Genomic DNA, 25294 nt, shown 5'->3' on the forward strand with positions numbered 1-25294 from the left:
GCGACGCACACGCGGTATTGTGCGATATTCGTGTTCATCATATGATTCCGGACGTTTCAAAATTTGGATTTTCCCGGGGTCAGAAAGATGGGCGCGCAAGACCTTGTTTCGGCAATCAACGCAGGCATAAATCAAACCGAAAGGCTGCTGAAGCTGGATACGCCGCTCGGCACAGAGGTTCTCGTGCCTCAACGGGCCATCGGAACGTCGCGTATCGGTCGCAACTTTGAATTTACGGTTGATGCGGTTTCATTGCGCGATTCGCTGGAACTGAAAACGCTGATTGCCCAGCCTGTCACCCTCTGGATTCAGACCGCCGACAAATCCTATGCGCCATATCATGGATACGTATATACGGCGCGGCGTCTCGGCTCTGACGGTAACCTGACCACCTATCAGTTTACTTTCGCGTCATGGATGCATTTCCTTCGGTTCCGAAAAGACGCGCGCATCTTTCAGGACAAAACGGTCGATGAAATACTGTCGACCGTCTTCAACGGTCATCCTCAGGCACAGGGCGCGTTCCGCTTTGACTTGCGAACGCCGCTGCCGCAGCGGTCGTTTTGCGTTCAATACGAGGACGACTGGAATTTTTGTCAGCGGTTGATGGAGTCGGAAGGCCTGTTCGGTTATTTCGAGCATGCCGATGATGGTAAGTCGCACACGCTCGTTGTCACCGACGATGTGTATTCGTTAAAGCCAATCGAACCGGAGACCCTGCAATTCTCTCGCGCGGGTACGAATACGTCATCTGACGCATGGGTCCAGTGGTCAGGTTCGCGCACGCTGCATAGCTCGTCGTTGTCTACGAGGACGTTCGATTACAAATCGCCTGGCGATGAAAAGTCGACCAACGTGCCCACCCTGCCGGGCCATGGGAATCTGCCTGCCCAGGCTGAAGTATATGAATACACCGGCGCGTACACGCATCTAACGCAAGACCGCGGCGACCACCTGTCCAAAGTCCGGATGGAGGAATGGGAGTCCCGAGCGAAACGCTTCATGGCTGTCGGTGGTGTACGGAACATCGATGCCGGGAAGTGGTTCCAGCTCGAAGGTCATACGGAACACGACCTGGATGGCGAACAGCAGCGGCAGTTTGCGGTTATCGAGGCCCGCTGGTACATCGAGAACAATCTGCCGGTCTCGGCCACCGCCGGTTTTCCGCATAGTCTCAGGACAGAACTCGCGCAGGTGCGCGCAGCGCATGCGGGCGCGGTATCGGCGTTCCTTGTCGCCCACCACGACGGGAGCGAAGGGTTTTATCTCGTTGCAGTTGAAGCGCAGCGCCGCACCGTTCCATTCCGTAGCCCGCTCGAGCACGTCAAACCGGTGATGAGCCTGCAGACGGCCACGGTCGCGGGGCCGGCCAACGCCGAAGTCTTCACTGATGAGTTAAACCGCATCAAGGTCCGCTTTCACTGGGACCGACTGAACAGCGGTGACGAAAACGCGTCCTGCTGGGTCCGCGTGGCCTACTCGGATACGGGCGGCGCCTACGGTGGCGTTCATGTACCGCGCGTCGGCGAAGAGGTCATCGTCTCGTTCCTCGACGGTGACTGCGACCGCCCCATCGTCTCCGGCCGGGTCTTCAATTCTGACAAGTCACCGCACTGGCATTCAAACGGATTGCTGTCGGGATACAAGTCCAAGGAGTATGGCGGCGCTGGGTACAACCAGCTAGTGATGGATGACGCCAGCGGACAGAACCGCGTTCACCTGTATTCGACCAATACCCATGCGCATTTGCATCTCGGCTATCTCATCGAGCAGTCGGGAAACATCCGCGGCTCGTACCTCGGAAGTGGATTCGACCTGAAGTCCGATGCTTACGGCGCCGTGAGGGCGGGTCAGGGTTTGTACGTGTCGACTCATCCGGCGAACGGTTCGTCGAGCCAGCCGCTCGATGTTCGTGAGACGCAGCAGCAGCTCATCAATTCCGAAAGCGTCATGGAGGCGTTGTCGGGCGCCAGCGAGACCCATCAGGCCGAGAGTCTGAAGCACGGACATGATTCGCTGAAAGCGTTTACCGATGCGACACAAAACAGCGTTTCGGGAACATCGTCGGGAGGCAACACCGCTGGCGGGGGCACAGGCAACGCCAATGCTTTCAAGGAGCCGGTGATGCTGTTTGGAAGCCCGGCAGGCATCGCCCTGTCGACGCCACGCTCCACGCATGTTGCGGCCGACGAGCAGGTGAATATCGTCAGTGGACAGAACACGCACATAGCGACAGGTAAGTCGCTCGTCGCAAGCGTCGCCCAGCGAATCAGCCTCTTCGTCCAGAACGCCGGCATGAAACTGTTTGCCGCGAAGGGCAAGGTTGAGATACAGGCCCATTCCGACAACATCGAACTGACCACCCAGAAGACGCTGCGGTTGCTGTCCGCCACCGAGAAAGTCGAGGCAGCGGCGAACCAGGAAATCCTGTTGACCTCGGGCGGCGCGTACATCCGCATTGCCGGCGGCAACATCGAGATCCATGCGCCGGGCAACATCGACATCAAAGGGAGCCAGCATTCGTTCAACGGGCCCGCCAGCACCACATACCCGCTGCCAGCGCTGCCGACATCCAGATACAACACGGCGATGCAGTATCTGTATCACGACGATGAACCGGTTCAAGGCGCGAAATACATAGCCACGCTGGCTGACGGCAGTACGCGCCAGGGCGCTCTCGATGCACAGGGACGGATGAGACTTGAGGATGTCCCGGTGGGGCCGGTCAAGGTCGAGCTTGGACCGGATGCGCGTTCCTACGCCCGCAAGGACAGGACCAGCAATCCAGACTTTAAAGGCGAACAACTGTCCGACGCCGACATTGATTCGCTGATTCAAAAGCACTGGGGAGCGTGACAGTGAGCTGGAGCGTAGAAGACTTCAAGGCGCTTCGTTGGAGGTCGGTCAATGGTGCTGGGGGACGCTGCAGGGCGCGTTCAACGAGAAGCAGACTATCAGCCAGGTCATCACCGATGCGGCTATCGGCATGATTCCGCTGGTGGGCGACGTAACCGCCGTGCGCGACCTGTTGTCTGTGAGCATAGGGATGAGTTCGGACCCCCGAAAACGCCAGGAAGTAATGCAGTGGGTCTTGCTCATCGTTCTCGTATTCGCGCTGATTCCTGTTGTCGGCGGAGTTATCAAGGGGGTTGGTCGGCTTGCATTGCGGGTGGCGGGTGACGCGGCAAAGGATGCGGAACTGCTGCACGAGGTGGTCCAGTTCCTGAACAGGATGGGGCACGGTGATGCGCCGCAGTGGTTGAAGGCGCTCGACGTCGGCAAGTACCAGTCGCAGTTGCTCTCCAAGGTGAAAGACTTCTGTGCGACCGTGCGTCTGGCTATCGAGCGCTCGCTGAAAGCGCGCGTCGGACAGCTTCTGCCAGAGATGTGGCGCGCGCAACTTGCACGGGTTGGCGACGGGTTTCGCGCTCTGCAGGATCTTGCGGACCAGATGGTTCCAAAGGCTGTCAAGGAACTCGATGCGAAACTGAAGACCCTCCAGAATATGGTCTATCGTGGCGAAATTCATGAAATTGCCACGGGCGGCATGCCGAAGGTAAGGCGTGAGGCCGAGGCGTATCTGGAGGAACGCAAGCTCGCGCGGGAAATTCGCCAGGGGCGTTTTGCTTCGACGGAGTGCGCCGCCGATAAGGGCAAGGTTGAAGCGGCAATCCGTGGCAAGTATCAATCGAAAATCGACCAGGGGTGGCCGGATATTCTGGCGCGCAGGGGCAAAACCGTCGCGACCGGTGATGCGGAAGTCTTCACGAAACTGGCCACGTTTCATGGTGAAGTTGTCGCAATGGATGCCAATGACTTAGCAGGAAAATCTGTATATCGGGCCTTCGGGAATCCGAGCACACACGCTCCAGAGGGAAGCATGGCGGCTGGATATAACCAGCCGTCGTTTTGGGGGCTGGGTTCAGCGCCCAAAGACGCAGAGGAGTGGCGGGTGCGAGCCGCTGTGCTTGACGAGTGGAACGGTAACGGCTTTCTAGCGGTCCTTCAGTTCCCTGCCGACCTCGCTAAGCGTATGCCTGAGGCGAAAGCGTGGGCTGGTCAAATTGCCGAGCAGTTCGGCATCAAGAGGCCTGCCCAATACCTGGAGGGTGGCGGCAAGCAGCTTGTCATTGATATGGGAAGATTTGCCGAAGAGATTAACACCGTCGGAAAGCGCGTGAAAGAAACGGGTGAAGCAGAGTCGATGGTGATAGACGGAGTGAGGATGGACTTTTTTCCTACCCATTGGACAAACGTTGAAGATGTGTACGGTTATAGTAAGTTCTCGTCGAGTACTCACGGTGCGGTGCGAACGAGGAGGCTGGCAAGTGATGAAATTCAGACAAAGATGACAAATGCGAAGGCGACAGCTGGCCTACGCGTTGACAGCGCGAACGAGGAGCGGGCACAGTGAGCTATCCGGTGACGCAGTACGATATGCAGGACGACAGTACACGACGTCAAGTATTCTGGTTACTGAAGAGGTTGAGCAGCTATTCGCTCTGGGCGCGAAAACGAGACGCATGGGAAACGTTTACCCATGCCTACGAGACGGCGGTCAAGACGTGGCCAAAGAGCGACCCGGAGCAGATGTCTGCAGACCTGCTCCCAATCATCTACGAGACGTTAAGTCTGTATAACCAAGGTTTGGAAGAGTTGGCGAAAGGTCGACGCTTCGTGTGGCGTGAAGGCCAGCCATTTCGGTTGGCCATAACGAACTACTACACTGTCACCAGCTACTTTTATACAGACCCCCGTTATTGGGAGCGCGGTCAGCAGGAGGCTCCATATCCGCCGAAGGTGGAGGCGCTAAATCGTCTCATGCGTGCTTCCGAGTATCACGGCGAGCAGTCTGCTCTCGAGGTGCCGTATGTTCCAAACCTATCTGCACATTGGACATCACCTGGGGGACTGCTGAACCCAGACGCCTATAAATATGAGTTTTACCAACTCCCGTACCCGGTATTCCCGAACAACCTGCCAGAAGTGCCCCTTGGCGCGGAGCCGATTGTGCGCTCGGGGCAGGAAATTCCGGTCGATGGCATATGGGAGCCCGTAAAAATCCATCGTGAGAAAGTACTAGGGGTTATCGCTTTCGGCGCAAAAAGCGAAAAAAACGAGGGGTGCTTTAACTATCTAGTAGCTGGGACGCGAGCGCCCGCGATAACAGGCGAGTTTCATGCGGCGACAGGCCAGGTGGACAAGGTCAGTACCCATTGGCGGCTCCTTTGGGAAGACGACCGATACAAGGACGGTGTTATTCCCGACGAGTCTGAGTATTTCCTTGAACGTGCGCCGACGGATGGGGCAACGGACCGCGACGAGCCCGTGGAGGAAATTGAAGTCCGAACAGGCGACGTTTGCCCGGTAACGGGTACGTGGGAAGCGAAAGACTTCGAGAATCACCGCATCGAGGCATCGAAGGGCAAGGTCATGCCGGATGTTCTCGCCAGCGCGCCCGGTTCGGGTGAGCGCCGTGTTCACTGGGTTACATGGCGTCTCGTCAGGCGAGCGTGAAGCTCTTATACATTGCCGACAGTTCAATTGGGAAAATGAAGTGACCAGCGTGAGCCGCAGAGTTATCCTGAAGGACGACAAGACGGACCGCAACGGCGTAATGCTCGACGGGATTGCAGAACGAAGGTGTTGTCGTAGGAGGCGATTCGGCTCTCGGCCGATGAAGTTCAGAGCAAGGTTACGCAGACGAACAGTGTGAAGACGGCTGGGGTGAGAACTGGCGCCAATCTCGAGACGCAACGGTGACATATACGATGAAGCAATACGACATGCAGGATGACTTAACTCGCCGTCAAGTTTTCTGGTTGCTTAAGAAGCTGTTGCGAAATTAGTTAAACCAAGGCTTGAGGCGCGTCCAGCAAATCAAGGCGCAAGCTAACGAGAGGAAAGCCTCGTGGATATGGGCGTAGCGTTCATAGCGAATCTTCAGGCGTCGAAACGAGTGAAGCCAGGCAATCGAGCGCTCGACTTGCCAACGCGTTTTGCCGAGTCCGCTGCCATGGGGCGAGCCAATTTTTGCGAGCACGGGCGTGATGCCACGTTCGCGCAAGCGCTGCCGATGTGGCTCGGAACTGTAGCCCCGGTCGCCCTGAACGATTTGCGGCTTGTGCAGGGGACGTCCCCGTTTGCCCCGGATATGTGGAATGGCCTGGACCAGTGCATCGAGCTGCGTAATGTCGTGGCGGTTTGCGCCGGTCAGGATGACCGCGAGCGGGATGCCTTGCGCGTCGACGATGAGGTGGTGCTTGCTGCCGAGCTTGCGCCGGTCCGTGGGATTCGGGCCGGTTTTTTTCCCGCCAGCATGGCGCGAATTGATGAGCTGTCGACGATGGCACGCGTTAAGTCGATTTCGCCACGGCGGCGCAGTTCGGCCAGCAGCGTTTCGTGGATACGTTGCCAGACACCGGCCTTCTGCCATGCGACGAGCCGTCGCCAGCAGGCGGTGCCTGAGCCGCAACCCATTTCCTGCGGCAGCAGGTTCCACGCAATGCCCGAGCGCAGCACGAACACGATGCCAGTCAGCACTGCTCGGTCTGGCGTCGGTTTGCGGCCCGCGTACTGGCGATTGCGCGGTGCTCGCGCGGGCAGAAGCGGTTCGATGAGTGACCACAATTCGTCGTCTATGAGTTCTTTAGGCATTGCTTCCTGTCAGGCAAAACAAGACAAGAAGTTAACACCAAGTCAGAAAAGTTAACAGACCCAAAACTTAATTTCGCAACAGCTTCTAAGAGGCTGACAAGCTATGCGCTCTGGAAAAGGAAGCGCGACGCGTTTGCCACCTTTGCGAACGAGTACGAAGTCGCCGTCAAAACTTGGGCAGAGAGTGACCCGGAGTACATGCCGGCTGACAACCTGTCGACCATCTACGAGATTCTGGGTCTATATGACAAGGGTTTGGAACAGCTAGCGCGTGGATATCGTTTCATTTGGAAAGATCGTCAACCATTGGAACTCGCGGTCGGTCGCTACTGTCATCTCTGCCAGTATTTCCTTCCCCACCCGTCGTATTGGGAGCGAGGCGCTCAACTGGCTCCATATCCGCCCAAGGTGGATAGACTTGCCCGATTGATGCGTGCATCCGAGTTCCAGATGGAGCACGCGCCGTTCGAGGTTGCGGCCTCAAACGACAATTTTGCCCAGTTGCGGTCGGCGACATTACTTCTGGACCAGGACCGCTACAAGTACCAGTTCTACGAATTGGATTACCCTGTTTTTCCCCCCTCACTTCAGGAAATCCCTCCACCCCAAGGTCCGGTAATCGAGTCCGGCGACGAGGTTACTGCCGACGGCATTTGGGAGCCAGTAAAGATTAGTCGCGGTAAGGTGCTAGGACCGCTATCGGTCGGCGAGAGGACGGAAGAAAACAATGGGTGCTTTAACTATTTGGTCAAAGGGACTCACGCGCCGAATATCAAAGGGCGGCCGGACCCGCGCACCTTGCAGTCTGCGGTCACGAGTACTCACTGGCGTCTATTGTGGGAAGACACGAGATATAAGGATGGGGTGATTCCGGACGAGTCACAATATTTCCTCGTTGCGAAGCACGAAGATGCGCCCGCCTAGCCTGCTGACGTTCCAGACGTTAAGACCGGTGACATCTGCCCCGTTTCTGGCGTGTGGCGTGCAGAAAAATACGACGATTCGCCTATTCACGTAGCTGCAGGCGCGGTGATGCCGGACCTGATGGTTGCAGATAACCTGGGCGAAAAGAAAATGCATTGGGTGACTTGGCGGCTGTTCGGGAGAGCGTGAAGCATGTATGACATGCAGGACGACGACGTGCGGCGTCGCGTCTTCTGGTTGCTAAAGCGGCTCAGCAGCTATTCGCTGTGGAAGCGCAAGCGTGATGCTTGGGAGTTGTTCACGCACTCGTATGAAGCTGCAGTGAAGAACTGGTCGAAGAGCCAGCCAGAGCAGATGGACCCCGATACACTGCCCGGGATTTATGAGGTTCTGAGCCTTTATAACCGAGGTTTGTCGGAGCTCGCGAAGGGTCATCGATTTGTGTGGCGTGCGGGAGAACCTTTTGCGCTCGCGCTCGACAAGGCCGGCACGATATCTCGGTACTTCTATACGGACTCAGACTATTGGGAGCGAGGTATGCAACTGGCGCCCTACCCGCCGCTCGTGGAAGCGCTTCACAAGTTAATGCGCGCGAGCGAATTTCCAGGCGAGTATGCGCCTACGGAAGTGCCTGATGCGCCGCATATGACTGCCCTTTGCCCGAGCGCTGGGAGTCTCTTAAATCCAGACGCCTATAAATTCTTGTTCTATGAGCTGCCTTATCCCGTCTTCCCCGCCGAGCTTCCCGATGTGCCGACCGGCACCGACCTCATTGTTCGCTCCGGGCAGCGCGTGCCAACGGATGGCATATGGGAACCAGTCAGGGTGGAGCGCGAGAAGGCGTTCGGCATCGTACCCTTGGGCGTCAAGAAAACAGAGAACAATGGCTGCTTCAATTATCTGGTCGCCGAAGGGAAGGCGCCTTATATCGATGAGTGGAGCGAGGCACAGGCGCGAGCGGAACGTGTTGGAACCTATTGGCGCCTTCTATGGGAAGATGTCCGATACAAGGACGACATCCTCCCAGACGAATCCGAATATTTCCTCGAACGCAGGATAGATTCAGAAGCTAGCGTCCAGGAAGAACCCGCAGGAGAAGTTGAAGTCCGAACAGGCGACATTTGCCCGGTAACGGGTACGTGGGAAGCGAAAGACTTCGAGAATCACCGCATCGAGGCATCGAAGGGCAAGGTCATGCCGGATGTTCTCGCCAGCGCGCCCGGTTCGGGTGAGCGGCGTGTTCACTGGGTTACATGGCGTCTCGTCAGGCGAGCGTGAAGCTCTTATACATTGCCAACAGCTCAATTGAGAAAATGAAGTGACCAGCGTGAGCCGCAGATTTATCCTGAAGGACGATAAGACGGACCGCACCGGCGTGGAGCTCGACGGGATTGCTGGCTCGTCGTTTGAGGTGGCGCCCACTAGCCTATCTCGGCGCCCCGGTCTTTTGCAACACCGACAGCAAGGAGACCCGGATGATACGTAAGACGCTCAACGCCTCCAGGCTTCAGCAGGAGGTTGACCGGCGAATCCATCGACTGCAGGCAATCGTCGAGGACGGTGTGAAGATTCGCGTGCCGCGACCGCAGGTGCAGGAGCCTGACAAAACGGGATGTAACTGGAACATGACCCATTTCGGCAACGCAGTCGGCTTCGACCGCGACATCGAGGACGTGCTCAAGGCCGTGCGTGCGGAGTACAACCTCAGTACCGAGGTCAAGGATACTGACAACCCATTTGGAGACTAGCTGTCGCGGATGCGGGAAGCGGTGAAATCTCCGACAAAGGAGTGGCCGGACGAGTACCCGGCTGCGGCGGTGGAGTGGCTAATGGTACTGCCCAATGGGCCGGCCAACGCGCCTTGGCCCGTCACTCAACCGTAACCGATTTCGCCAGGTTCCGCGGCTTATCCACGTCCGTGCCCCGCGCGCACGCCGTGTGATACGCCAGCAACTGCAGCGGCACCACGTGCAGAATCGGCGACAGCAGGCCATAGTGCTCCGGCATGCGGATCACGTGCAGCCCCTCATCGTTGACGATCTTCGTATCGGCATCGGCGAATACAAAAAGCTGACCGCCGCGCGCGCGCACTTCCTGAATATTCGACTTCAGTTTTTCCAGCAGCGCGTCGTTCGGCGCGACCGTCACCACCGGCATTGCTTCAGTGACGAGCGCGAGCGGCCCGTGCTTCAACTCGCCAGCCGGATAAGCCTCGGCGTGAATATAGGAGATCTCCTTGAGCTTCAACGCACCTTCGAGCGCGATCGGATAGTGCAAGCCGCGCCCGAGGAACAACGCATGCTCCTTGCGCGAAAACTCTTCCGACCACGCAATAATCTGCGGCTCGAGCGCCAGCACGCTGTTCAACGCGGCTGGCAGGTGACGCAAATGCCTGATGTAGTCCGCTTCATGTTCCGCATCCACATGCCCGCGCATCTTGCCGAGCGTCACGGCCAGCACGAACAGCGCGACCAGTTGCGTCGTGAATGCCTTCGTCGACGCCACACCAATTTCGCGCCCCGCGTGCGTCAGGAACGCGAGTTCGGTCTGACGCACCATTGCGCTAGTCGCGACGTTGCAGATCGCGAGCGTGTGCTTGTGCCCAAGCGACTGCGCATGCTTGAGCGCCGCCAGCGTATCCGCCGTTTCGCCCGACTGCGAGATCACCACCACCAGCGATTTCGGATTCGGCACCGACTCGCGGTAGCGATACTCGCTGGCGATTTCCACCTGTGTCGGGATCTTTGCGACCGATTCCAGCCAGTACTTCGCGGTCAGCCCCGAGTAATAGCTGGTGCCGCACGCGAGGATCAGGAGACTGTCGATCTCCGAAAATGCCTCGGCTGCGTTGTCGCCGAACAGCGAGGCGTCGAAGGTGTCGGCTTGCGGAAGCGTGTCCGTCACCGCACGCGGCTGCTCGAAAATTTCCTTCTGCATGAAGTGACGATATGGGCCGAGTTCGACCGCGCCGCCGTACGTTTCCACGTGACGCGTCTCACGCTCCGCGGGCTCGCCATCGCGATCGACGATGCGCACGCCGTCGAACGTCAGTTCGCAGACATCGCCCTCTTCGAGGAAGATAAAGCGGTCGGTGCTGTGCTCGAGCGCGAGCGCATCCGACGCGAGAAAGTTTTCGCCTTCGCCCAGGCCGACGACGAGCGGCGAACCCCGGCGCGCGCCGACCACCGTATGCGGCTCGTCGTTATGCAGCACCGCGATCGCATAGGCGCCGTGCAAGTGCTGCGTCGCTTCGCGCACGGCGGCGAACAGATTGCCGCGATACAGGCTATGCACGAGGTGCGCGATTACCTCGGTATCGGTTTGCGAGGCGAATTCATAGCCCTTGGCGCGCAACATCTCGCGCAGCACCTCGTAGTTCTCGATGATGCCGTTGTGCACGAGCGCGATTTCATTGCGCGAGAAGATCGGGTGCGCGTTGTCCGTGACGGGCGCACCGTGCGTGGCCCAGCGCGTGTGCGCGATACCCGTGACGCCGTCGAGATGCGAGTTGCGCACCTTGCCGTCGAGGTCCGACACGCGTGCCACGCTGCGCGCGCGTCTCGGTTCGCCGTTCGCCAGTACGGCCACGCCGCATGAATCGTAGCCGCGATATTCAAGGCGACGCAGCCCTTCGATCAGGACGGGAACGATGTTTCTTTGCGCTGCCGCGCCGACAATGCCGCACATGATGAAGGCCTCAAGCGGAGTTGCAATCTGGAATCTGAATCAATCTTCTCGTCCTCGCGTATCGAGGCGTGTGGACGATTGGCGAGCCGGCGGTTCTTCGACACGTGGCTGCCCGAAAACGCCACGCGTCCCCGTCATGTTCCTCTTAGGTGTTCCGGCGACGCTCGATGCACGGGCAGGCGAACTTCCGCTTCGCTGTCTTGCGGTGCGCAGGCGCGCGCCGGCAGGCGCATCAGCAAGGGGAGCAGCCCGAAAAAGAGCGCGGGCTCGGAATAGTTGAGCTTCAGACTCATGATCACCACAAAAAACAGCACATGCGGCAGGTCCTTTCGCATCTTCATGAACATCAGCGCGGGAACGATCAGCCCCAGGATGCCAAAGCGCACGACGAAGTATTGAATCAGTCCGGCGTCGTTGAGTGACGCTACGTGCACGCCGCCACCCGGTTTCGCGAGATGGTATAGCGAGCTTTCGAGCGTAAAGGGACCGTAGCCAAGGAGCCAGTCCCAACCGGTGCGAACGTTATAAATGTAGTCCAGCAGTTCCAGTCGGATTGCGGAGGACTCGTCCATCTTCATCGCAAAGCTGTTGAAATACGCCTCGAAAAAAGACGGAGCCGCCAATAACGCAGCGACGCACAGAATGATGATCATCACTCGGGCCGACTTTCCCTTGACGAGAAGAATGGCGAATATCAGCAACGCGCATTGCACGATGGCCGCTGTCGATTGGGTGATCAACATCGCAACGATCGCGAGCAAAACGGGAAAGAAATGCGCTTCGCGTTGACGCACCTTGCCCAGCACCACATAGCCAATCGTCAACGAGGCAATCACTGCGCCGAACGTGGATGGCTCGATGAACAGGCCGGTCGGTCGGTACGCAAAGACAGGATTGAGACCCTCGTAATTGTGAAAACGCGACGGCTCGCCGGTCACCGGCTCGACGAAATCAATGTAGTTGTTCGTGGCAATCAGAGACGCGGTCTGCGCGAATTGGACCACGGTATTGAGAACGATAAGTCCCACGAGCGAAGCGCTCAGCTCGTCGGGCGTCGCAACGACGAGCGCATGAAAGCACAGCACGAAAAGCGTGACCAGGACGAGGAATGCGTAGTTGTTGAACGCGGACTTCTCAAGGTCAGGCGCGCCGTTCGCCACGGGAAAGAGGAGGTAATAGAGAAAGAAGCCGGTAATGATCGCCAGCACTGCTGCGGCCAGCATGAGGTTTCGATGTCCGAGCAATTCCGCACGCGTACTGTGGGTGCCTATGCAGTACGCGCACAGCAGCAGGATGCCAGCCATCTGAACATAGGCGCCGTGGCTCACCAGCGACGACAGAAGCAGCGCGATAAACAGGATCGGAAAACGAAGAATGCGGCTCATGGGCGATCTTGCCTTCGTATACCAGCCCGCAAAGGCAGGCAATGTTGCGCTTCGGCGCGTTTCCCGCGCATTTCACGTTCCGCTGGCGTCTTTGTCATGCCTTTGCAGACAGCACAAGCCTGTTCCAGCGAGGGCGCGAAAGTCGGAAGTCTTGCCGTTCAAGCTCGCTCGCGATCACAAAGAAGCGCTGCGAGACGGCTTAATTTCGTGTGTCAAGCGTGATACAGGCTCACATGCACCACAGTGCGGCATCACACATATGAACGGAGAGGGGGCGGTCGAGCCGGAAAGGCGGGAGCGGGGAAGGAGGGGAAGCGGCAGCTATTTTGCGTGAACGGAAACGTTCAGCGCCGACGAGCAGGTTTTTCGGCAGCAAGGTCTTCTTCGCCCGTCAAATGCGAGCGGGAAGGCGTTTTCGAGTCGGATTTCTGAGTACCATTGCGGCCCCGTCTTGAACCCGGCTTGAGGGAGAGAACATCGAAGACGGCCAGCAGTGATAGGGCGACAACAGCCAGAAAGATGACCGTGCCGATGATATTGAGCAAACCCATATCTCACTCTCTACATGGAAGATCTTCAGCATCTCACTGAGCCGAATGCCGCAAGCGCCGATGCGCATTCCGGCAGCGCAGCGCGAGACGGCGCGCGTTGAAGACATGGTAGCACGACGATATGTGCGCTATCGCGCACTATGGTAGGGAAGGCGCTTGACGCCTTGGTCAGGAGGAACAGGGCGGATTCGCGCTAGAGGCGAACACGGTCCCAAGCCACGGCCCGTCTGATTCCGCTTCGAGTGCGGACAGGCGATAGCCCGGCTTTCGTCCTACGAAAGCCGAGGGGATTTCATCGGCGCACGGGCCGATCACGTTGCATCGTCTGCGCCAACAAGAGTCGGGCCGCTTCGAGCGTTGCGTCGCTCCTTCGTCCGTTGGCGCTTTTCGCCTCGGCATTCACCGCTATCTGGCGCTTCGGTTGCGCCGTCGTTCTCAGCAAACGACGGTTGCCGGAGTCGTGAGACGAGGGCCGAGTTTCGCGAAATGAGTTTTCTGACGCCAAACGCGACGCGCCCCCATGCTGTCGCGGCAACCTCCGCACTTGCCACGGTTACGGCGTTGTTTCGACTCCAATAGGATTTGAAGCTCTCTGAGCCCACACCAAAATCGAAATCGAGGCGATGGTCGAAGGCCCACTTCACCATGTACTCGACGACGAGCTGACCGGGGCTGTACTTTGCGTAACGTTGGTCGAAACCTGTAAGCAGCCCTTTGATCGAGGACTTCCCGATGCCGATGATCGTCGTGGCGAGCGGGACATCATCGAGTGTGATGAGATAAAGGCGCGCTGCGGGCTCGTGTGCTTGCGTGTTGAGCAGCGAGACGAGAAAGTCCCGGTACTGGGCCGAATATAGCCACGCGCCCCGCTTATCCACGCGCGATGCCCATTCACGCTTGCGCGAGAGCGTCCAGTCGACCAGTTCGCGATTTCTTTCTGCTTCGTCCGGCGAAAGAAGACGTGCCTCGAGCTTGCCTTGCTTTGCCAGCCGCCTTTCCAGCGCGCCCGGCTTCTTGCCCGACAGCGTGCCAAGGGCGCCGGCGAAAGACCCCCAATCTGTCTCCGCGCGAAGCCTTGCAATGGCGGCGCTGCGCTGCTCGCCGAACACGATATGTCGCTCGCTCGAGATGATGCGGTGGAGCCGGGATCTCTCGTCAAGATAAGGCACCCGCAACACATCCGCTCCGCAATGCTTCATGGCTGCGCGCCATGCCTGATCGACCAGTAATTGAGCGTCGGCCTCCGGGTCGAGCAGCATGCTCGTGTAATCGGCAGCCTCGGGCCCTAACATGCGAAGTACTCTCCACAATGCACGCCGGGTAACGACCAGTGGCCATACCATGACGAGCCGGCCGTTTTGGCGCCCAACGATACACCGCAGCTTGCTGCCGCGCGGTTCTGCAATATTCAGCCAGCTTTCCCAACAGACCGCGAACGCCTCATGGTAGCGACCGTTTGCTCGCGACCACAAATCCTCCCATTCGTTTCTCAACGCTCGAAAGCGCTCTACGTCAGAGATGATCTCGATATGCGACTTCGGGTTGTGCATTTTGGTCTCCGCGGCCGATGCGTCACCTGAGATCGATGGAAAACCTCAAGATACCAGGTGATCGGCACATGCCCATATTCTGCTCATTCCAACCTGCGGAAATGTGGGTTTGCCAACATACCTGACGAATAGGCAAAAAGCGCGCCGAATCGCCGGCTTTCCATTATGTGTCGAGTTATATGACCGGCGATCGGCCGACGTTCGGCTCGCGTTACGCGAGTTGCGATATCGGACGTGAGACAGCGATATTCGCCGCGGTAGCGATGAATCACGAGTGTTTGATCGCGCACAGTGGTGCATTCGAACTGCCGCTACGCTTGGTCTGCCGCACTTTCTGGGTTCGTTTCAGGACGGTGACTACAATTTGACGTGACGCCGCAATAGCGGTGTTGAGCGCCAAGGCGCGACGGGGCAGCGACTATATAACGGGTTTCATGAATGAAGCCTCGGCGGCCGTGTCGATATTTGAACCCGTTATCTGTAAACGCTCCAGCCGATTGAATCCTTATGTGGCTGCTTGCGACAGTTACGCTGGTACCGTGAACATGGTTAACGAAGACGTCTCCGTGAAGCTGATGCCTGCACCACGAATCGAACTCGACCGGATGCGCACCGATGTGAGCAACGCCAGGACAACTGTCATCCACGCCGCACGCGCCGGTCTGAACGAGCGCTCGATTTTCCATGAGCCCTGGTGGCTGGATATCGCGACCGGGGGCAACTGGAAGCTGGCGTCGGTTCATGAGCGCGGTCAACTGATCGCTGAAATGCCGTACACCGTGACGCGCAAGGGCATCTGGCGCCTCTCGACCTTGCCCCCGCTAACGCGCACGCTCGGTCCCGTGATTCCGGCAGCAAAAGGCACGAGCGACGATGACTGGCGTCATTGCTTCGGTGCAACGCAAGCCCTGGTCGAGCAGTTGCCGGAGTGCGCGCTGTTTCACCAGCGGTTCGATCCGCACGTCTCGGATGCCATGGGATTTGCGTTGCTGGGCTTCGAGGTCGCCGTAAGCTATACGATGCGGATCGAGCCCGGCAGAGCCGAGCCGGAGGTATGGGCCGGACTTCGTCCGAATACCCGCAACCTGATTCGCCGTGCCGGCGAACAGCACACCGTTCGTCAGATAGCGGACGCGAACCTGTTCGTCAGCTTCTACGATGCCAATTTGACGCGCCGGAATCGTGACAACGTGTACGGCACGCACGTCATGAGGCAACTCGTCGATGCCTTCATCTCGAGGGGATCCGGCATGGTGCTTGGCGCCTACCAGGCGGACGGCAGCTTGTGCTCCGCCATCGCGGTGATATGGGATAAACACACGATGTATTACCTGCTGTCGTCGAGAAAAGAAGGTGCCCATGGCGGTGTCATCGGCCTGTTGTTATGGAACGCCATGCGCAGTGCCAGGGAAAAAAACCTCACTTTCGACTTCGACGGCATTTCCAATGTCGGCATTCTCAAGTTCCTCAGCGGTTTCGGGGGAACCCTGGTTCCGCGGCTCGAGGTCGAGCGGGCGAGAGCGGACTATGCCGCGATGCGAAGCATCCTGCATCTGGGGCGATGCGTATCACGTTCGGTACGCCAGCGCGTAAGGCGACTGAAACGTGGCGGGTGACGTCTATTGCGACGACGCGAACACTTGCTTGAACATCGGAACGAGAAAACGATTCCCGTATTCGCTCATGTGATGCCTGTCCGAATAGAGCGGCCTTCCCTGGTAGGAACCCAAACACTTTCCCTCCGGGCAGAGATACGGCGTGGGATCGAGCAGTTGGACGCCGCACTGATCGCGTGCCTCACGCAATAACTTGAGCACTCGCGCGTTGCGCTTGTAGTACTCAGCCATGTCTAGCGTCAGGTCGGGGGCGCCTGGGTCCGCGAGTTTTTCGCGCGCGAGCGTATTCGGCACGTTCACGTCGAATTCAGGAACCGGTTGCACCAGATAGACGGGCCGCGTTTTAGCGAGACCGCACATGGTCGATAGAAAGTGCCTGCGGTATTGATCGACCGAGTACGGCTCGCCCTTGTATCCCGGTTGATTGGTATCCGAAAAAGACAGCTTGCTGGCGGATTCGCCCGACATGTATTCGGACCAGTGGTTGACGATAATGACAGGCGGACTCCTCGACGATTGTTTGCCGAGCAGACGGATGTATTTCCGGTTGGCCTCGAAGCATTCGCCGTTATCGCGGCGCACGCCGTCGACCGTCGGGCAACCCTGCACCGCGATCAGGATCACGTCGCCACGCTTGCCGTTCGGCACGGCGGCGTTCACCGCCTCGGCGAGCGCGTCCGCATGGCTATCGCCGAGAATCACGGCACGACTCGCCAGTTGCGTTTTATATACGTCGCATGGATCCATGAGCATATGACAGACGCTACGGTGCGGATTGGTGTCGTACGTTTCTTCGTCCGCGACGAAGACCGAATGGTCGAAGCGCTCCGGTACACCCTGCCGGTAGTAGATCGCGCCGCCGCCGATGAAAACCAGCAACGCGAATGCAAGCGTCACGGGCAGTGGAACGCTGGGCAGAAAGGCATGAGAGGGGGCGGCCTTGCCTTGCGTGCGCAATTCCACGAACTTCCACGAGAGATAACCGAGGACGAACGAAGCGAGAATGCCGCCTGCGATCCACACTGGTTGAGTGGCCTTTTCATAGTAGTTTTCCGCCACGACTATCGGCCAATGCCACAGGTACACCGAATACGAAATCTTGCCGATGAATTGCGCGGCCGCGTTGCTCGTCGCCCACGATGTGCTTCGCGCCGCGGCGATGATCAGCGCCGTGCCGGCCACGGGCAATAGCGTCAACCAGCCAGGCCAACTGACTCCGGCGTTGAAGCTCAATAGCGCAAAGGCTATCAGCCCAAGGCCGGCCCACTCCATTGCCGCTCGCGTACGCTCGGGCGCGCGTATCGGGTAGAGATACGCGAGTGCGCCGAAGAGCATTTCCCACGAACGCGTCGGCAAGAGATAGAACGCCGCGCTGGGCCATCTCGTTGGGGCGGACAGGTAGATGCAGGTGGCAAGGGAAATCACTGTCCCGATCATGATCCATCTGCGCAACCATGCGGCGGACAGCCAGTTTCTCAACGCGACAAGCACGAGCGGGTATAGCAGGTAGAACTGCCACTCGACTGAAAGCGACCAGGTATGCAACAGCCACTTATCGAGGGATCGAACATCGAAATAGCCGGCCTCGCGCCAGAACGAGATATTGGAGAAAAAGCCGATGCTGGCAGCGGCTTGCTTGCCGAGGGCGCGAAACTCCGAAGGCAAAAGGACGAACCAGCCGATGGCCAACACCATGAAACACATTGCCGCCAACGCGGGAACGATCCTTCGTGCGCGGTACCTGTAAAACGTAAGAACCGAGAACGAGCCTTTGTCGATGCCCCTGAAGATGATGTCGGTCATCAGGAAGCCCGATATGACGAAGAACACGTCGACGCCGATAAACCCGCCGCCAAAGTGCGGCACCGAGAAGTGGTAAAGGACGACGGCTGCTACGGCAATGGCACGCAGACCGTTGATGTCACTTCGGAATTTCATCGAAGTCTCCCGGGTGCCGATAAACCGACGATGGCGAACGTCGGCGGATGAGGTCCTCACATACCTGGATCACAGAGGCTGGACGCTGACCCGAGTTGAATGATGCATCGCCCGGGCGAGCTGTCGATGTGCGATGGCGCACGCTTTCAGTGCTCGCTTGGCGCGGGGAAACGCCTACGGAAAAATCGTGACAATTGAACGTTCGCCACTTCGCTGGCTATTACTGTCTCGCTTAATGAATGGAAAAAGGAATAGCCAATGTGCGCTTGCGCACGCTTCTCTCCGAATAGGAGGAAGCGGCTTACGACAAGCCTTCATAATGTGACCTTTGTGATTTCATCCCGCACTTCGCGGCCTGTGCGCACGATATCTGGTTTTCTTCCGCCAAACGGAACGATCACGTTCGTCGACTCTTTTGCAATGGTGAGCGTGATGTCGAACTGCTCACACTTCAATCGGGAAAGTGCGGAAGCGCCGCTACTCACGGGTGGCCGCTTGCGATGGCGCGGCAGGTCCATCGCCGGCTTGATCGGCTTACGGGCGGTCCACAGAGCGTCGCTCGCCCCCTACGCACGATGCGACGCGTAAAGGAGTATCACGATGGCAATGAGCCCCGTCGCGTTTGAAGTCGTTCGTGACATCGACCGATTCCGCGCGCTGCAATCCGATTGGAACGACCTGTGGCGTCGCGCGGAAGGCGAGTATTTCCAGTCCTTCGCTTTCTGCCATGGCACGCTTGAGGCGGAAGACGCCGCATCCCGACGCAAACTCCACTGCATCGCCGGACGGCGCGAGGGCAGGTTAGTCGTGGTGTGGCCTCTCATGACGTTCTGGAGAAGCTGCTGGAAGTACGCTACAGCACTTACGCCCGCCAACCGGTCGCCCAGTGACATCCTTGCCTCGCCGGACGGGGACGTCGAGCAGATCGTGAATGGCGCATGGAAAGCGGCACTGCAATCGACTCGCGCCGACGCCATCGAGCTATGGCGAATTCGCTCGGACTCGCCGCTGTGTCGCAATGCGACGCGCCATGGTGTTATCGAGCGAGGCACCGAAGAAACGACACCCTACGCCAGATTGAGAGATCAGGGCCCGTGGGAGACGTTTGTGCGCGCGCTGCCGGGCCGCAAGAAAACCCGGCCGGAGTATCTGGAACGGCGCCTCGCGAGGCATGATGAAGTGAAGTTTGAAATCATCGATGTCAACGACAGTCGCGTGCCGTCACTCGTCGAGTGGTTCGTGTTGCGCAAGCGCGAGTGGGCGCAGCACAATCTGATCGACAGCCGGTGGACTTTTTCGGAAGCCAGCAGCAAGTTCTGGCGCAGCCTGTTGTCGAACGATTCGTCTGGTGTTGGCGTATTCCGCCTGTTCGTCCTGACGCTGGCCGGAGAGCCGGTAGCCTTGAATATCGTCGCCGTGCAGGCTACGCGCGCTTATCTGGTGGCCAACACCTACGATCTCAGATACGGGAAGTTGACACCAGGAACGGTGCTTGTCGATTACTGCGTGAAATGGGCATTCGACAATCGGCTCGACATGGACTTCGGGCCAGGCGACCAGCAATACAAATCCTTCTGGAGCGCCGGGCACTCGTACCTCACTTCGTCGTTTCTCGTCATTCCGACCCGCTGGGGGCAGGCGGGTTATGCGGCGAAGCAGGTCGCCAAACAACTTCGCACGGTGACCTCGAACATCGCGGGCCGGCGAACGCCCGAACAGAATCCGGTGCATTCGCCGTAGGGCGGCGCGCCGCGCGCGCGGTTCAGTGGTGCCGCGTCTTGTCAGGGGCGGACGCGGTAATCACTTCGTGGTGGCCCATGAGCAGCCAGTGTGGTGTTCTGAACCGCACGATGCAGCTATAGAGCCAGAGATACACGGCGACGAAGGCGAGCGCCGCGCAGGCAAGCAGGAGCGGGCTTTGCCAGAAGAGTGTGGCGGGCACAATGCCGATCAGCGCCATTGCCCAAAGGTAGATCGACGCAGTCGGATTGCCGCGCTCGCGCCGCCGGGTGTGACCGGAATACACGCCGCGCCGTGCGATGCGCTTGTAGACGAGCGTATGCATATGCAAACCGTCGGGCTGACTCGCTGGCCGGCCCTTGAGCATGCGCCGGCGATAGATCGAGAAGACGGTTTCGAACAGCGGATAAATGGTGACGACCGCGGCATACCAGGCGGACACATTCGGATGACGCAGTATCAGGATCACCAGCAGCTCCGCCATCACGAAGCCGGCGAAGTATGCGCCGCCGTCCCCGAGAAACACCGATGCCATCGGATAGTTCCAGATCACGAAGCCCAGGATCGCGCCGACCATGGTGAGCGCGACGCTCATCACGAACCAGTCCCCTACCTCGTGCGCGACGTAACCGATCGAGCCGAAGATCAGGATAGCGGTGACCGAGGCGAGGCCGTTCATGCCGTCCACGATATTCATGGCATGAGTGAGGCCGGCGACGGTCAGCACGGTGAGACCTATCGCGACTGGCGCGAACGTCAGGTACGCGTCGATCAGCGGCAAATCCACACGCACCACTACCGCATCGAGCAGATACACGCCTAGCCCGGCGCCTGCCATGGCGAGCAGCAGGCGCACGCGTGGACTGACGCGCTTGGTCAGATCTTCAGCGAGGCCGCTGCAAAAGGCGGGCGCGGCGACCGCTAACAGCAGCATCGTTTCGGCACGTGGATTGGTTCCGAACAGCGCGCCAACGAAACAGGTGAAGCAGGTTGCACTCACGACGCCGATGCCGCCGACTCGCGGCACAGCGTAGGTGTGGTTCTTCTGCACCCCGTGCAAGTCGTAGTCCATCGAGAACTTGCCGAACATGCCCGCATAGCGAACGATCAGCATCGTGACGAGGAAAGAACTAATGAAACTAAGCGAGAGATTAAACATGGTATCCAGGCCGGCAGCTCAACTATGGGACGACTCATGAACGGAGTGCGCTTTGCGTCGACTTTTCGGTTTAGTGAAGAATATGTTTCGCATAATGCTTACGTATGAGCGAGCCAGATGAACAGCCAATCCCGCGACCGTTTCATCATAGCCAGAAAAAGCGGGCGTTCAAGATTATTTGGCATGGCGGTTTACCTTCATTCGACGCACAGAGATAGCAGCGTGGCCGGCCCGATCAGCAAAAGACCGCACACGTCCGCCGTATTACCGTGTTAGTACGCCACTCGCGCAGCGGCCAATGTCTGCTAGCGCACATAGGTTCCGCGGTTTGCTTAATGGACGCTTGTTCCATCGGAGATGTGATGCGCGGATAACACTGATTAAGCGGGAATTAATATATATGAGGAATTGCGTGATTGAACGGCCGGGTAACCGCTTAGTGTTTTTCGACTCGCTCGTTTAAGAATGTGAGTTAAAGTTTTGACGGGCGATGTCCATGCCAGCGTATGAACCCGCGCGGAGGAGACGACATGTGTGCTATCGAACGGCAACCTGATTCCGCGGGCCGGCAATGAGGCGCCGCGAGGGGACGGCGCAAGATGCGCGCAAGACCGGGCAATCGATTTCAGTCGCGCGGCGGCGCATCGTCCGCGCGCTTCCGTTGCTGGCATGCCCGATGGCGGCGGGAATAACACACGCGGCGCAGGCGGCGCAGGCGGCGCAGGCGGCGCAGGCGGACAACGCGTCGAACGAACCGGTCGTGATGGCCAGTGCGTTTGGCGTCGTAGGCGACGGACAGGCAAACGATCGAGCGCAACTGCAGGCGGCCATCGACCGATCAGTCGGCAAGACGCTGGTGATCACGGGCGCATGCCGCATCGACGCGCGAGGCCTGGATCTGCGCAGCGGGAGCCGCGTGCGGTTCGCGCAAGGCGCGTCGATCAAGCTGCTGCCGCACGATGCAGCCTTCTATCAAATCATCCGCATCTGGGACGTGCAGAACGTCGTGCTGGAACGCGCGATGCTGGACGGCAGCAAGGCGTTGAATGCCGCGCCAAAAGATACCCGTAATGGCGGATACGGCATGGGCATTTCGATTGCCGGAAGCTCGAACGTCACGCTCATAGCGCCGACCACGTCGGAATGCTGGGGCGATGGCATCTATATCGCCAACAGCTACACGTACAAGGGCCGATTTCCCAGCGCCATCAAGGTGATTGGCCATCGGGCGTACGGCTGCCGCCGCCAGGGCGTCTCGATCATCAGCGGCTCCGACATCCTTTTCGAGCACCCGGTCTGGGAGAACATCGGTGGGACGATGCCGTCGGCGGGTCTGGATATCGAGCCGAACAGCAACCTCGATGTGTTGCAGAAAATCCGCGTCGTGAGCCCGACCACGCGTAATTGCCGCACGGGCATCCTGATGTATTTGCAGGAGATCGTCGGCCCGATCCCCAAGGTCATTCAGATCGAAATAACAAATCACCGCGACGAGTCGGCGGCCGTTTCCCCCGTCAACATCTCGGGGCTCGAACTGAATGGCCGAATCGTGAAAGGCCGCATCGTGATCGACTCGCCGGTGTGGGTCAAGCCGCGCCTCGCGGCATTGAGAAGCGAGAACTATGACCGCGTGAGCGGCCCGGAGATCGTCGTGAACAATCAGAAGATCATCCCCTAGCTGGCTCGCCGCAGCCGCGCCTGGATTGGGCCGTCGTGCGTGCGTGCGCTCCCGAACATACCTGAAGAGGGTGCGCTGATAGCTTGAGGTACGCGCTGACAGGCGGATAGCGCTGCAACAGTCTTTAGCGAGAAAGCCCATGAAAGAAGCTTCAACTATAGAGGCGAGCGTCGGCCGGGACGAGCGGGCAGGTCTGGCTTCAATCCTCGACGCTTTGATCGAATACCGTGTGATGATTATCGTCACGACGCTCGTTGTCATGCTGCTCGGGGCGAGCTACGCATTTCTCACGCCATCGATTTACGAGGCGAGCGTGCTCATCAAGGTCGAAGACTCGACCGGCACGGCCCCACGACATGACGGTAATGAACTCCTGAATAACATTTCGCCCGGCTTCGACGAGAAGTCGTCCGCCGAAAGCGAAATGCAGGTACTCGGGTCGAAGTTGATCATTGCGCGCGCGGTGGATGCGCTGCACCTTTACGTCAACGCGAAGCCGCAATACTTTCCTGTGATCGGCGAATGGCTGGCTCGCCGCGCGGACGGTCTGTCCGAGCCCGGCGTCATGGGGCTGGGAGGATATGTCTGGGGCGCCGAATCGATCAAGGTCGAGTCGTTTGAAGTGCCGCAACGAGATCAGGGCCAGGGTTACACGCTGAAGGCGCTGCAGAACGGGCTGTATTCGTTGAGCGGGCCGGGACTGCCCGACGAAGGCGCAACCGGCACGGTGGGGCGCGTACTGCGCGTCGACTCGGCAGCCGGTCCGATCACGCTGCTGGTCAAATCGCTTGTGGGACGCCCCGGCGCCGAATTCGATCTGTCGAGGGAATCGCGTCAACTGACCGTCGACCGGCTGCAGCGAACCCTCAAGATCAAGGAGCAGGGCGCCAAATCCAGCGTGCTGAAGGTCTCGATCGAAAGCCCCGATGCCGCTCGCGCCACCGAGACGATCAATCAGATCGGCCGCGAATACGAGCAATGGAACGCTGCGCGCAAGGCGGTCATCGCGAAGAACTCGCTCGACTATCTGCAAAGCCAGTTGCCGTCGATGGCGCGGCAGGTTCGCGAGGCGGAAGACGCGTACAACAACTATCGCAATGGGCACTCGCTGCTGGACATGAACGAGGAGGCGCGACTGCTTCTCTCGCGCAGTGCGGAGGCGACGACCAAACTGATCGAATTGCAGCAAAGGCGCGCCACGCTGCTGGCGACCTTCTCGGCCAGCTATCCGGCCGTCGCGGCACTCGATAAGCAGATCGGCTCCGCGCAGAAGTACATCGACGACCTGAACTCGCAGATCAAGGGGATGCCCACCGAGCAGCAGGGCGCGATGCGGTTGATGCGCGACGTTCGCGTCAACACGGACCTGTACACGACGCTGCGCAACAACATCGAACAATTGCGCGTTATCCAGGCTGGCAAAGCTGCCTCCGCGCAGTTGATCGACACGGCGGACGTGCCGGAAAAGCCGGTCAAACCGATCAAATGGCTCGTCATGCTGGTTTCGACGATGTTCGGGCTGCTCTCGGGCATCGGACTCGCGATTGCGCGTGACTACGTCTTCCGCGGCGTGACGGACTCGCGCGAGATCGAAATAGGCACGGGCCTGAGTGTATTCGCGGTCATTCCGCAAAGCGACAAACAGCAGTTGGTGGACAGGAAGGCAAAGGCCCGAACCGGTGAAAGCCTGCTGCTTGCTTCGCTCTATCCGAGAGACGCCGCCGTCGAAGCGTTGCGTATCCTCCGCTCCGCGTTGCAGTTTGCGCAGATCGGCGCGCGCAACAACGTCGTGATGATCGCGGGCCCGCTGCCGGGCATCGGCAAGTCGTTTCTGTCCGCCAACCTGGCGGCGCTGCTTGCATCGGGCGGCCGGCGCGTGCTGCTGATCGACGGGGATCTTCGCAAAGGACACCTGCATCGCCTGGTTGGTTTGCAGCCTGGTCAAGGTCTCGCGGATGTGCTGGCCGGAACCTGCGAACTCGAAGCGGCGATTGCGCGAGACGTGCAGCCGCGGCTCGATGTTCTGCAGACCGGTCCCTATCCGACTCACCCCGCCGAACTGCTCATGCTGCCGAGATACCGGGAGATGATCGAAAGCGCATCGGCGCGCTACGACATCGTCGTTATCGACGGACCTCCGGTGTTGGTCGCGTCGGACACAGGCATCATGGCGCCCGTCGCGGGCTTGCTGTTCCTCGTCGCGCGGTTCGCGGACACGCGTGTCCGCGAACTGGAGGAGTCCGTCAAGCGGCTTGGACAGACCGGCGCCCGAGTGAACGGCGTGCTGCTGAACGGCACCAACATGCACACGATGGACTATGCGCTCGCGCGCCGCTACGGCAGTCGCGCCTACGTCGCGTACGACTACCATTCGGACTCGACGACGCGTTAACCGATCTTAGCGGCTGC

Annotated in this window: 18 protein-coding genes and 1 pseudogene; 11 read left to right on the plus strand and 8 right to left on the minus strand. The window is 59.1% G+C overall.

Annotated features, from left to right (window positions below; genetic code table 11):
- Nucleotides 1-87 precede the first annotated feature (87 nt).
- The 3 genes from CUJ90_RS02985 to CUJ90_RS02995 are packed head-to-tail and all read left to right on the plus strand — an operon-like array spanning nt 88 to nt 5517.
- Nucleotides 88-2856, plus strand: coding sequence for a type VI secretion system Vgr family protein (locus CUJ90_RS02985; protein WP_073428129.1), 2769 nt, complete (start codon nt 88-90; stop codon nt 2854-2856).
- 37 nt (nt 2857-2893) lie between these two features.
- A complete protein-coding gene (locus CUJ90_RS02990) occupies nt 2894-4414 on the plus strand; it encodes a hypothetical protein (protein ID WP_235004832.1) in 1521 nt (506 codons plus the stop codon).
- A complete protein-coding gene (locus CUJ90_RS02995; protein ID WP_073428128.1) occupies nt 4411-5517 on the plus strand; it encodes an Imm72 family immunity protein in 1107 nt (368 codons plus the stop codon). The genes CUJ90_RS02990 and CUJ90_RS02995 overlap by 4 nt, the downstream gene beginning before the upstream one ends.
- Nucleotides 5518-5845: 328 nt before the next feature.
- Here the strand turns inward: CUJ90_RS02995 and CUJ90_RS03000 are convergent.
- Nucleotides 5846-6657, minus strand: a protein-coding gene (locus CUJ90_RS03000; RefSeq protein ID WP_114161924.1) for an IS5 family transposase whose coding sequence is annotated in 2 segments (ribosomal slippage) — nt 5846-6318 and nt 6318-6657 — 813 coding nt in all. Because the reading frame shifts where the segments join, the coding sequence is not laid out codon by codon here.
- A 198-nt stretch (nt 6658-6855) separates the two neighbouring features.
- Between CUJ90_RS03000 and CUJ90_RS03005 the strand changes: the two genes are divergently transcribed.
- From CUJ90_RS03005 to CUJ90_RS03020, 4 genes and pseudogenes are all read left to right on the plus strand, one after another.
- Nucleotides 6856-7581 (plus strand): Imm72 family immunity protein, encoded by a 726-nt coding sequence (locus tag CUJ90_RS03005; protein ID WP_244219961.1) that lies wholly within the window; start codon nt 6856-6858, stop codon nt 7579-7581.
- Nucleotides 7582-7773: 192 nt separating this feature from the next.
- Nucleotides 7774-8859, plus strand: coding sequence for an Imm72 family immunity protein (locus tag CUJ90_RS03010; RefSeq protein ID WP_073428126.1), 1086 nt, complete (start codon nt 7774-7776; stop codon nt 8857-8859).
- A gap of 49 nt (nt 8860-8908) precedes the next feature.
- Nucleotides 8909-9032 (plus strand): annotated as a pseudogene (locus tag CUJ90_RS33135) (PAAR domain-containing protein); the annotation flags it as partial.
- A gap of 24 nt (nt 9033-9056) precedes the next feature.
- A complete protein-coding gene (locus CUJ90_RS03020) occupies nt 9057-9329 on the plus strand; it encodes a hypothetical protein (protein WP_073428125.1) in 273 nt (90 codons plus the stop codon).
- 121 nt (nt 9330-9450) lie between these two features.
- Here the strand turns inward: CUJ90_RS03020 and glmS are convergent, their stop codons facing one another.
- The 4 genes from glmS to CUJ90_RS03035 all read right to left on the minus strand — a co-directional run bounded on the left by glmS (nt 9451) and on the right by CUJ90_RS03035 (nt 14754).
- Entirely contained in the window at nt 9451-11268 is a 1818-nt protein-coding gene (glmS, locus tag CUJ90_RS03025; RefSeq protein WP_114161938.1) for a glutamine--fructose-6-phosphate transaminase (isomerizing), read from the minus strand.
- Nucleotides 11269-11402: 134 nt separating this feature from the next.
- On the minus strand, nt 11403-12653 hold the full coding sequence (locus CUJ90_RS03030) for an O-antigen ligase family protein (protein WP_073432959.1): 1251 nt from the start codon (nt 12651-12653) through the stop codon (nt 11403-11405).
- Between the two features lie 344 nt (nt 12654-12997).
- A complete protein-coding gene (locus tag CUJ90_RS32285; protein WP_143031972.1) occupies nt 12998-13204 on the minus strand; it encodes a hypothetical protein in 207 nt (68 codons plus the stop codon).
- A gap of 311 nt (nt 13205-13515) precedes the next feature.
- On the minus strand, nt 13516-14754 hold the full coding sequence (locus CUJ90_RS03035) for a GNAT family N-acetyltransferase (RefSeq protein ID WP_073432960.1): 1239 nt from the start codon (nt 14752-14754) through the stop codon (nt 13516-13518).
- 434 nt (nt 14755-15188) lie between these two features.
- Here CUJ90_RS03035 and CUJ90_RS03040 point away from each other — a divergent pair, with 434 nt between their 5' ends.
- Nucleotides 15189-16370 carry a GNAT family N-acetyltransferase gene (locus CUJ90_RS03040; protein WP_114161939.1) on the plus strand — a complete coding sequence of 394 codons (1182 nt, stop codon included), beginning with the start codon at nt 15189-15191 and terminating at the stop codon, nt 16368-16370.
- A gap of 3 nt (nt 16371-16373) precedes the next feature.
- Here CUJ90_RS03040 and CUJ90_RS03045 read toward each other — a convergent pair whose 3' ends face one another.
- Both CUJ90_RS03045 and CUJ90_RS32290 read right to left on the minus strand, forming a co-directional pair.
- Nucleotides 16374-18308 carry an acyltransferase family protein gene (locus CUJ90_RS03045; RefSeq protein ID WP_073431356.1) on the minus strand — a complete coding sequence of 645 codons (1935 nt, stop codon included), beginning with the start codon at nt 18306-18308 and terminating at the stop codon, nt 16374-16376.
- A 314-nt stretch (nt 18309-18622) separates the two neighbouring features.
- Entirely contained in the window at nt 18623-18826 is a 204-nt protein-coding gene (locus tag CUJ90_RS32290) for a hypothetical protein (RefSeq protein WP_143031974.1), read from the minus strand.
- 82 nt (nt 18827-18908) lie between these two features.
- On the opposite strand from CUJ90_RS32290, the gene CUJ90_RS03050 reads away from it, so the two are divergent.
- Nucleotides 18909-20048, plus strand: a complete 1140-nt coding sequence (locus tag CUJ90_RS03050) for a GNAT family N-acetyltransferase (protein ID WP_073431357.1) — start codon at nt 18909-18911, stop codon at nt 20046-20048.
- Between the two features lie 22 nt (nt 20049-20070).
- Here CUJ90_RS03050 and CUJ90_RS03055 read toward each other — a convergent pair whose 3' ends face one another.
- Nucleotides 20071-21207, minus strand: a complete 1137-nt coding sequence (locus tag CUJ90_RS03055; RefSeq protein WP_073431358.1) for an MraY family glycosyltransferase — start codon at nt 21205-21207, stop codon at nt 20071-20073.
- 676 nt (nt 21208-21883) lie between these two features.
- Here CUJ90_RS03055 and CUJ90_RS03060 point away from each other — a divergent pair.
- Complete coding sequence (locus CUJ90_RS03060) at nt 21884-22885, plus strand: right-handed parallel beta-helix repeat-containing protein (RefSeq protein WP_244219962.1); 1002 nt, start codon at nt 21884-21886, stop codon at nt 22883-22885.
- Nucleotides 22886-23024: 139 nt separating this feature from the next.
- Entirely contained in the window at nt 23025-25277 is a 2253-nt protein-coding gene (locus tag CUJ90_RS03065; RefSeq protein ID WP_114161941.1) for a polysaccharide biosynthesis tyrosine autokinase, read from the plus strand.
- The last annotated feature ends 17 nt before the right edge of the window (nt 25278-25294 follow it).

The sequence above is a fragment of the Paraburkholderia terricola genome (assembly GCF_003330825.1).
GTDB classification, from domain to species: Bacteria; Pseudomonadota; Gammaproteobacteria; order Burkholderiales; family Burkholderiaceae; genus Paraburkholderia; species Paraburkholderia terricola.

Coding starts and splice junctions, on each gene's coding strand:
- CUJ90_RS02985 (WP_073428129.1), top strand. CDS start 88: ATGGGCGCGCAAGACCTTGTTTCGGCAATCAACGCAGGCATAAATCAA.
- CUJ90_RS03005 (WP_244219961.1), top strand. CDS start 6,856: ATGCCGGCTGACAACCTGTCGACCATCTACGAGATTCTGGGTCTATAT.
- CUJ90_RS03010 (WP_073428126.1), top strand. CDS start 7,774: ATGTATGACATGCAGGACGACGACGTGCGGCGTCGCGTCTTCTGGTTG.
- CUJ90_RS03020 (WP_073428125.1), top strand. CDS start 9,057: ATGATACGTAAGACGCTCAACGCCTCCAGGCTTCAGCAGGAGGTTGAC.
- glmS (WP_114161938.1), bottom strand. CDS start 11,268: ATGTGCGGCATTGTCGGCGCGGCAGCGCAAAGAAACATCGTTCCCGTC.
- CUJ90_RS03030 (WP_073432959.1), bottom strand. CDS start 12,653: ATGAGCCGCATTCTTCGTTTTCCGATCCTGTTTATCGCGCTGCTTCTG.
- CUJ90_RS32285 (WP_143031972.1), bottom strand. CDS start 13,204: ATGGGTTTGCTCAATATCATCGGCACGGTCATCTTTCTGGCTGTTGTC.
- CUJ90_RS03035 (WP_073432960.1), bottom strand. CDS start 14,754: ATGCACAACCCGAAGTCGCATATCGAGATCATCTCTGACGTAGAGCGC.
- CUJ90_RS03040 (WP_114161939.1), top strand. CDS start 15,189: ATGAATGAAGCCTCGGCGGCCGTGTCGATATTTGAACCCGTTATCTGT.
- CUJ90_RS03045 (WP_073431356.1), bottom strand. CDS start 18,308: ATGAAATTCCGAAGTGACATCAACGGTCTGCGTGCCATTGCCGTAGCA.
- CUJ90_RS32290 (WP_143031974.1), bottom strand. CDS start 18,826: ATGGACCTGCCGCGCCATCGCAAGCGGCCACCCGTGAGTAGCGGCGCT.
- CUJ90_RS03050 (WP_073431357.1), top strand. CDS start 18,909: ATGGCAATGAGCCCCGTCGCGTTTGAAGTCGTTCGTGACATCGACCGA.
- CUJ90_RS03055 (WP_073431358.1), bottom strand. CDS start 21,207: ATGTTTAATCTCTCGCTTAGTTTCATTAGTTCTTTCCTCGTCACGATG.
- CUJ90_RS03060 (WP_244219962.1), top strand. CDS start 21,884: ATGGCGGCGGGAATAACACACGCGGCGCAGGCGGCGCAGGCGGCGCAG.
- CUJ90_RS03065 (WP_114161941.1), top strand. CDS start 23,025: ATGAAAGAAGCTTCAACTATAGAGGCGAGCGTCGGCCGGGACGAGCGG.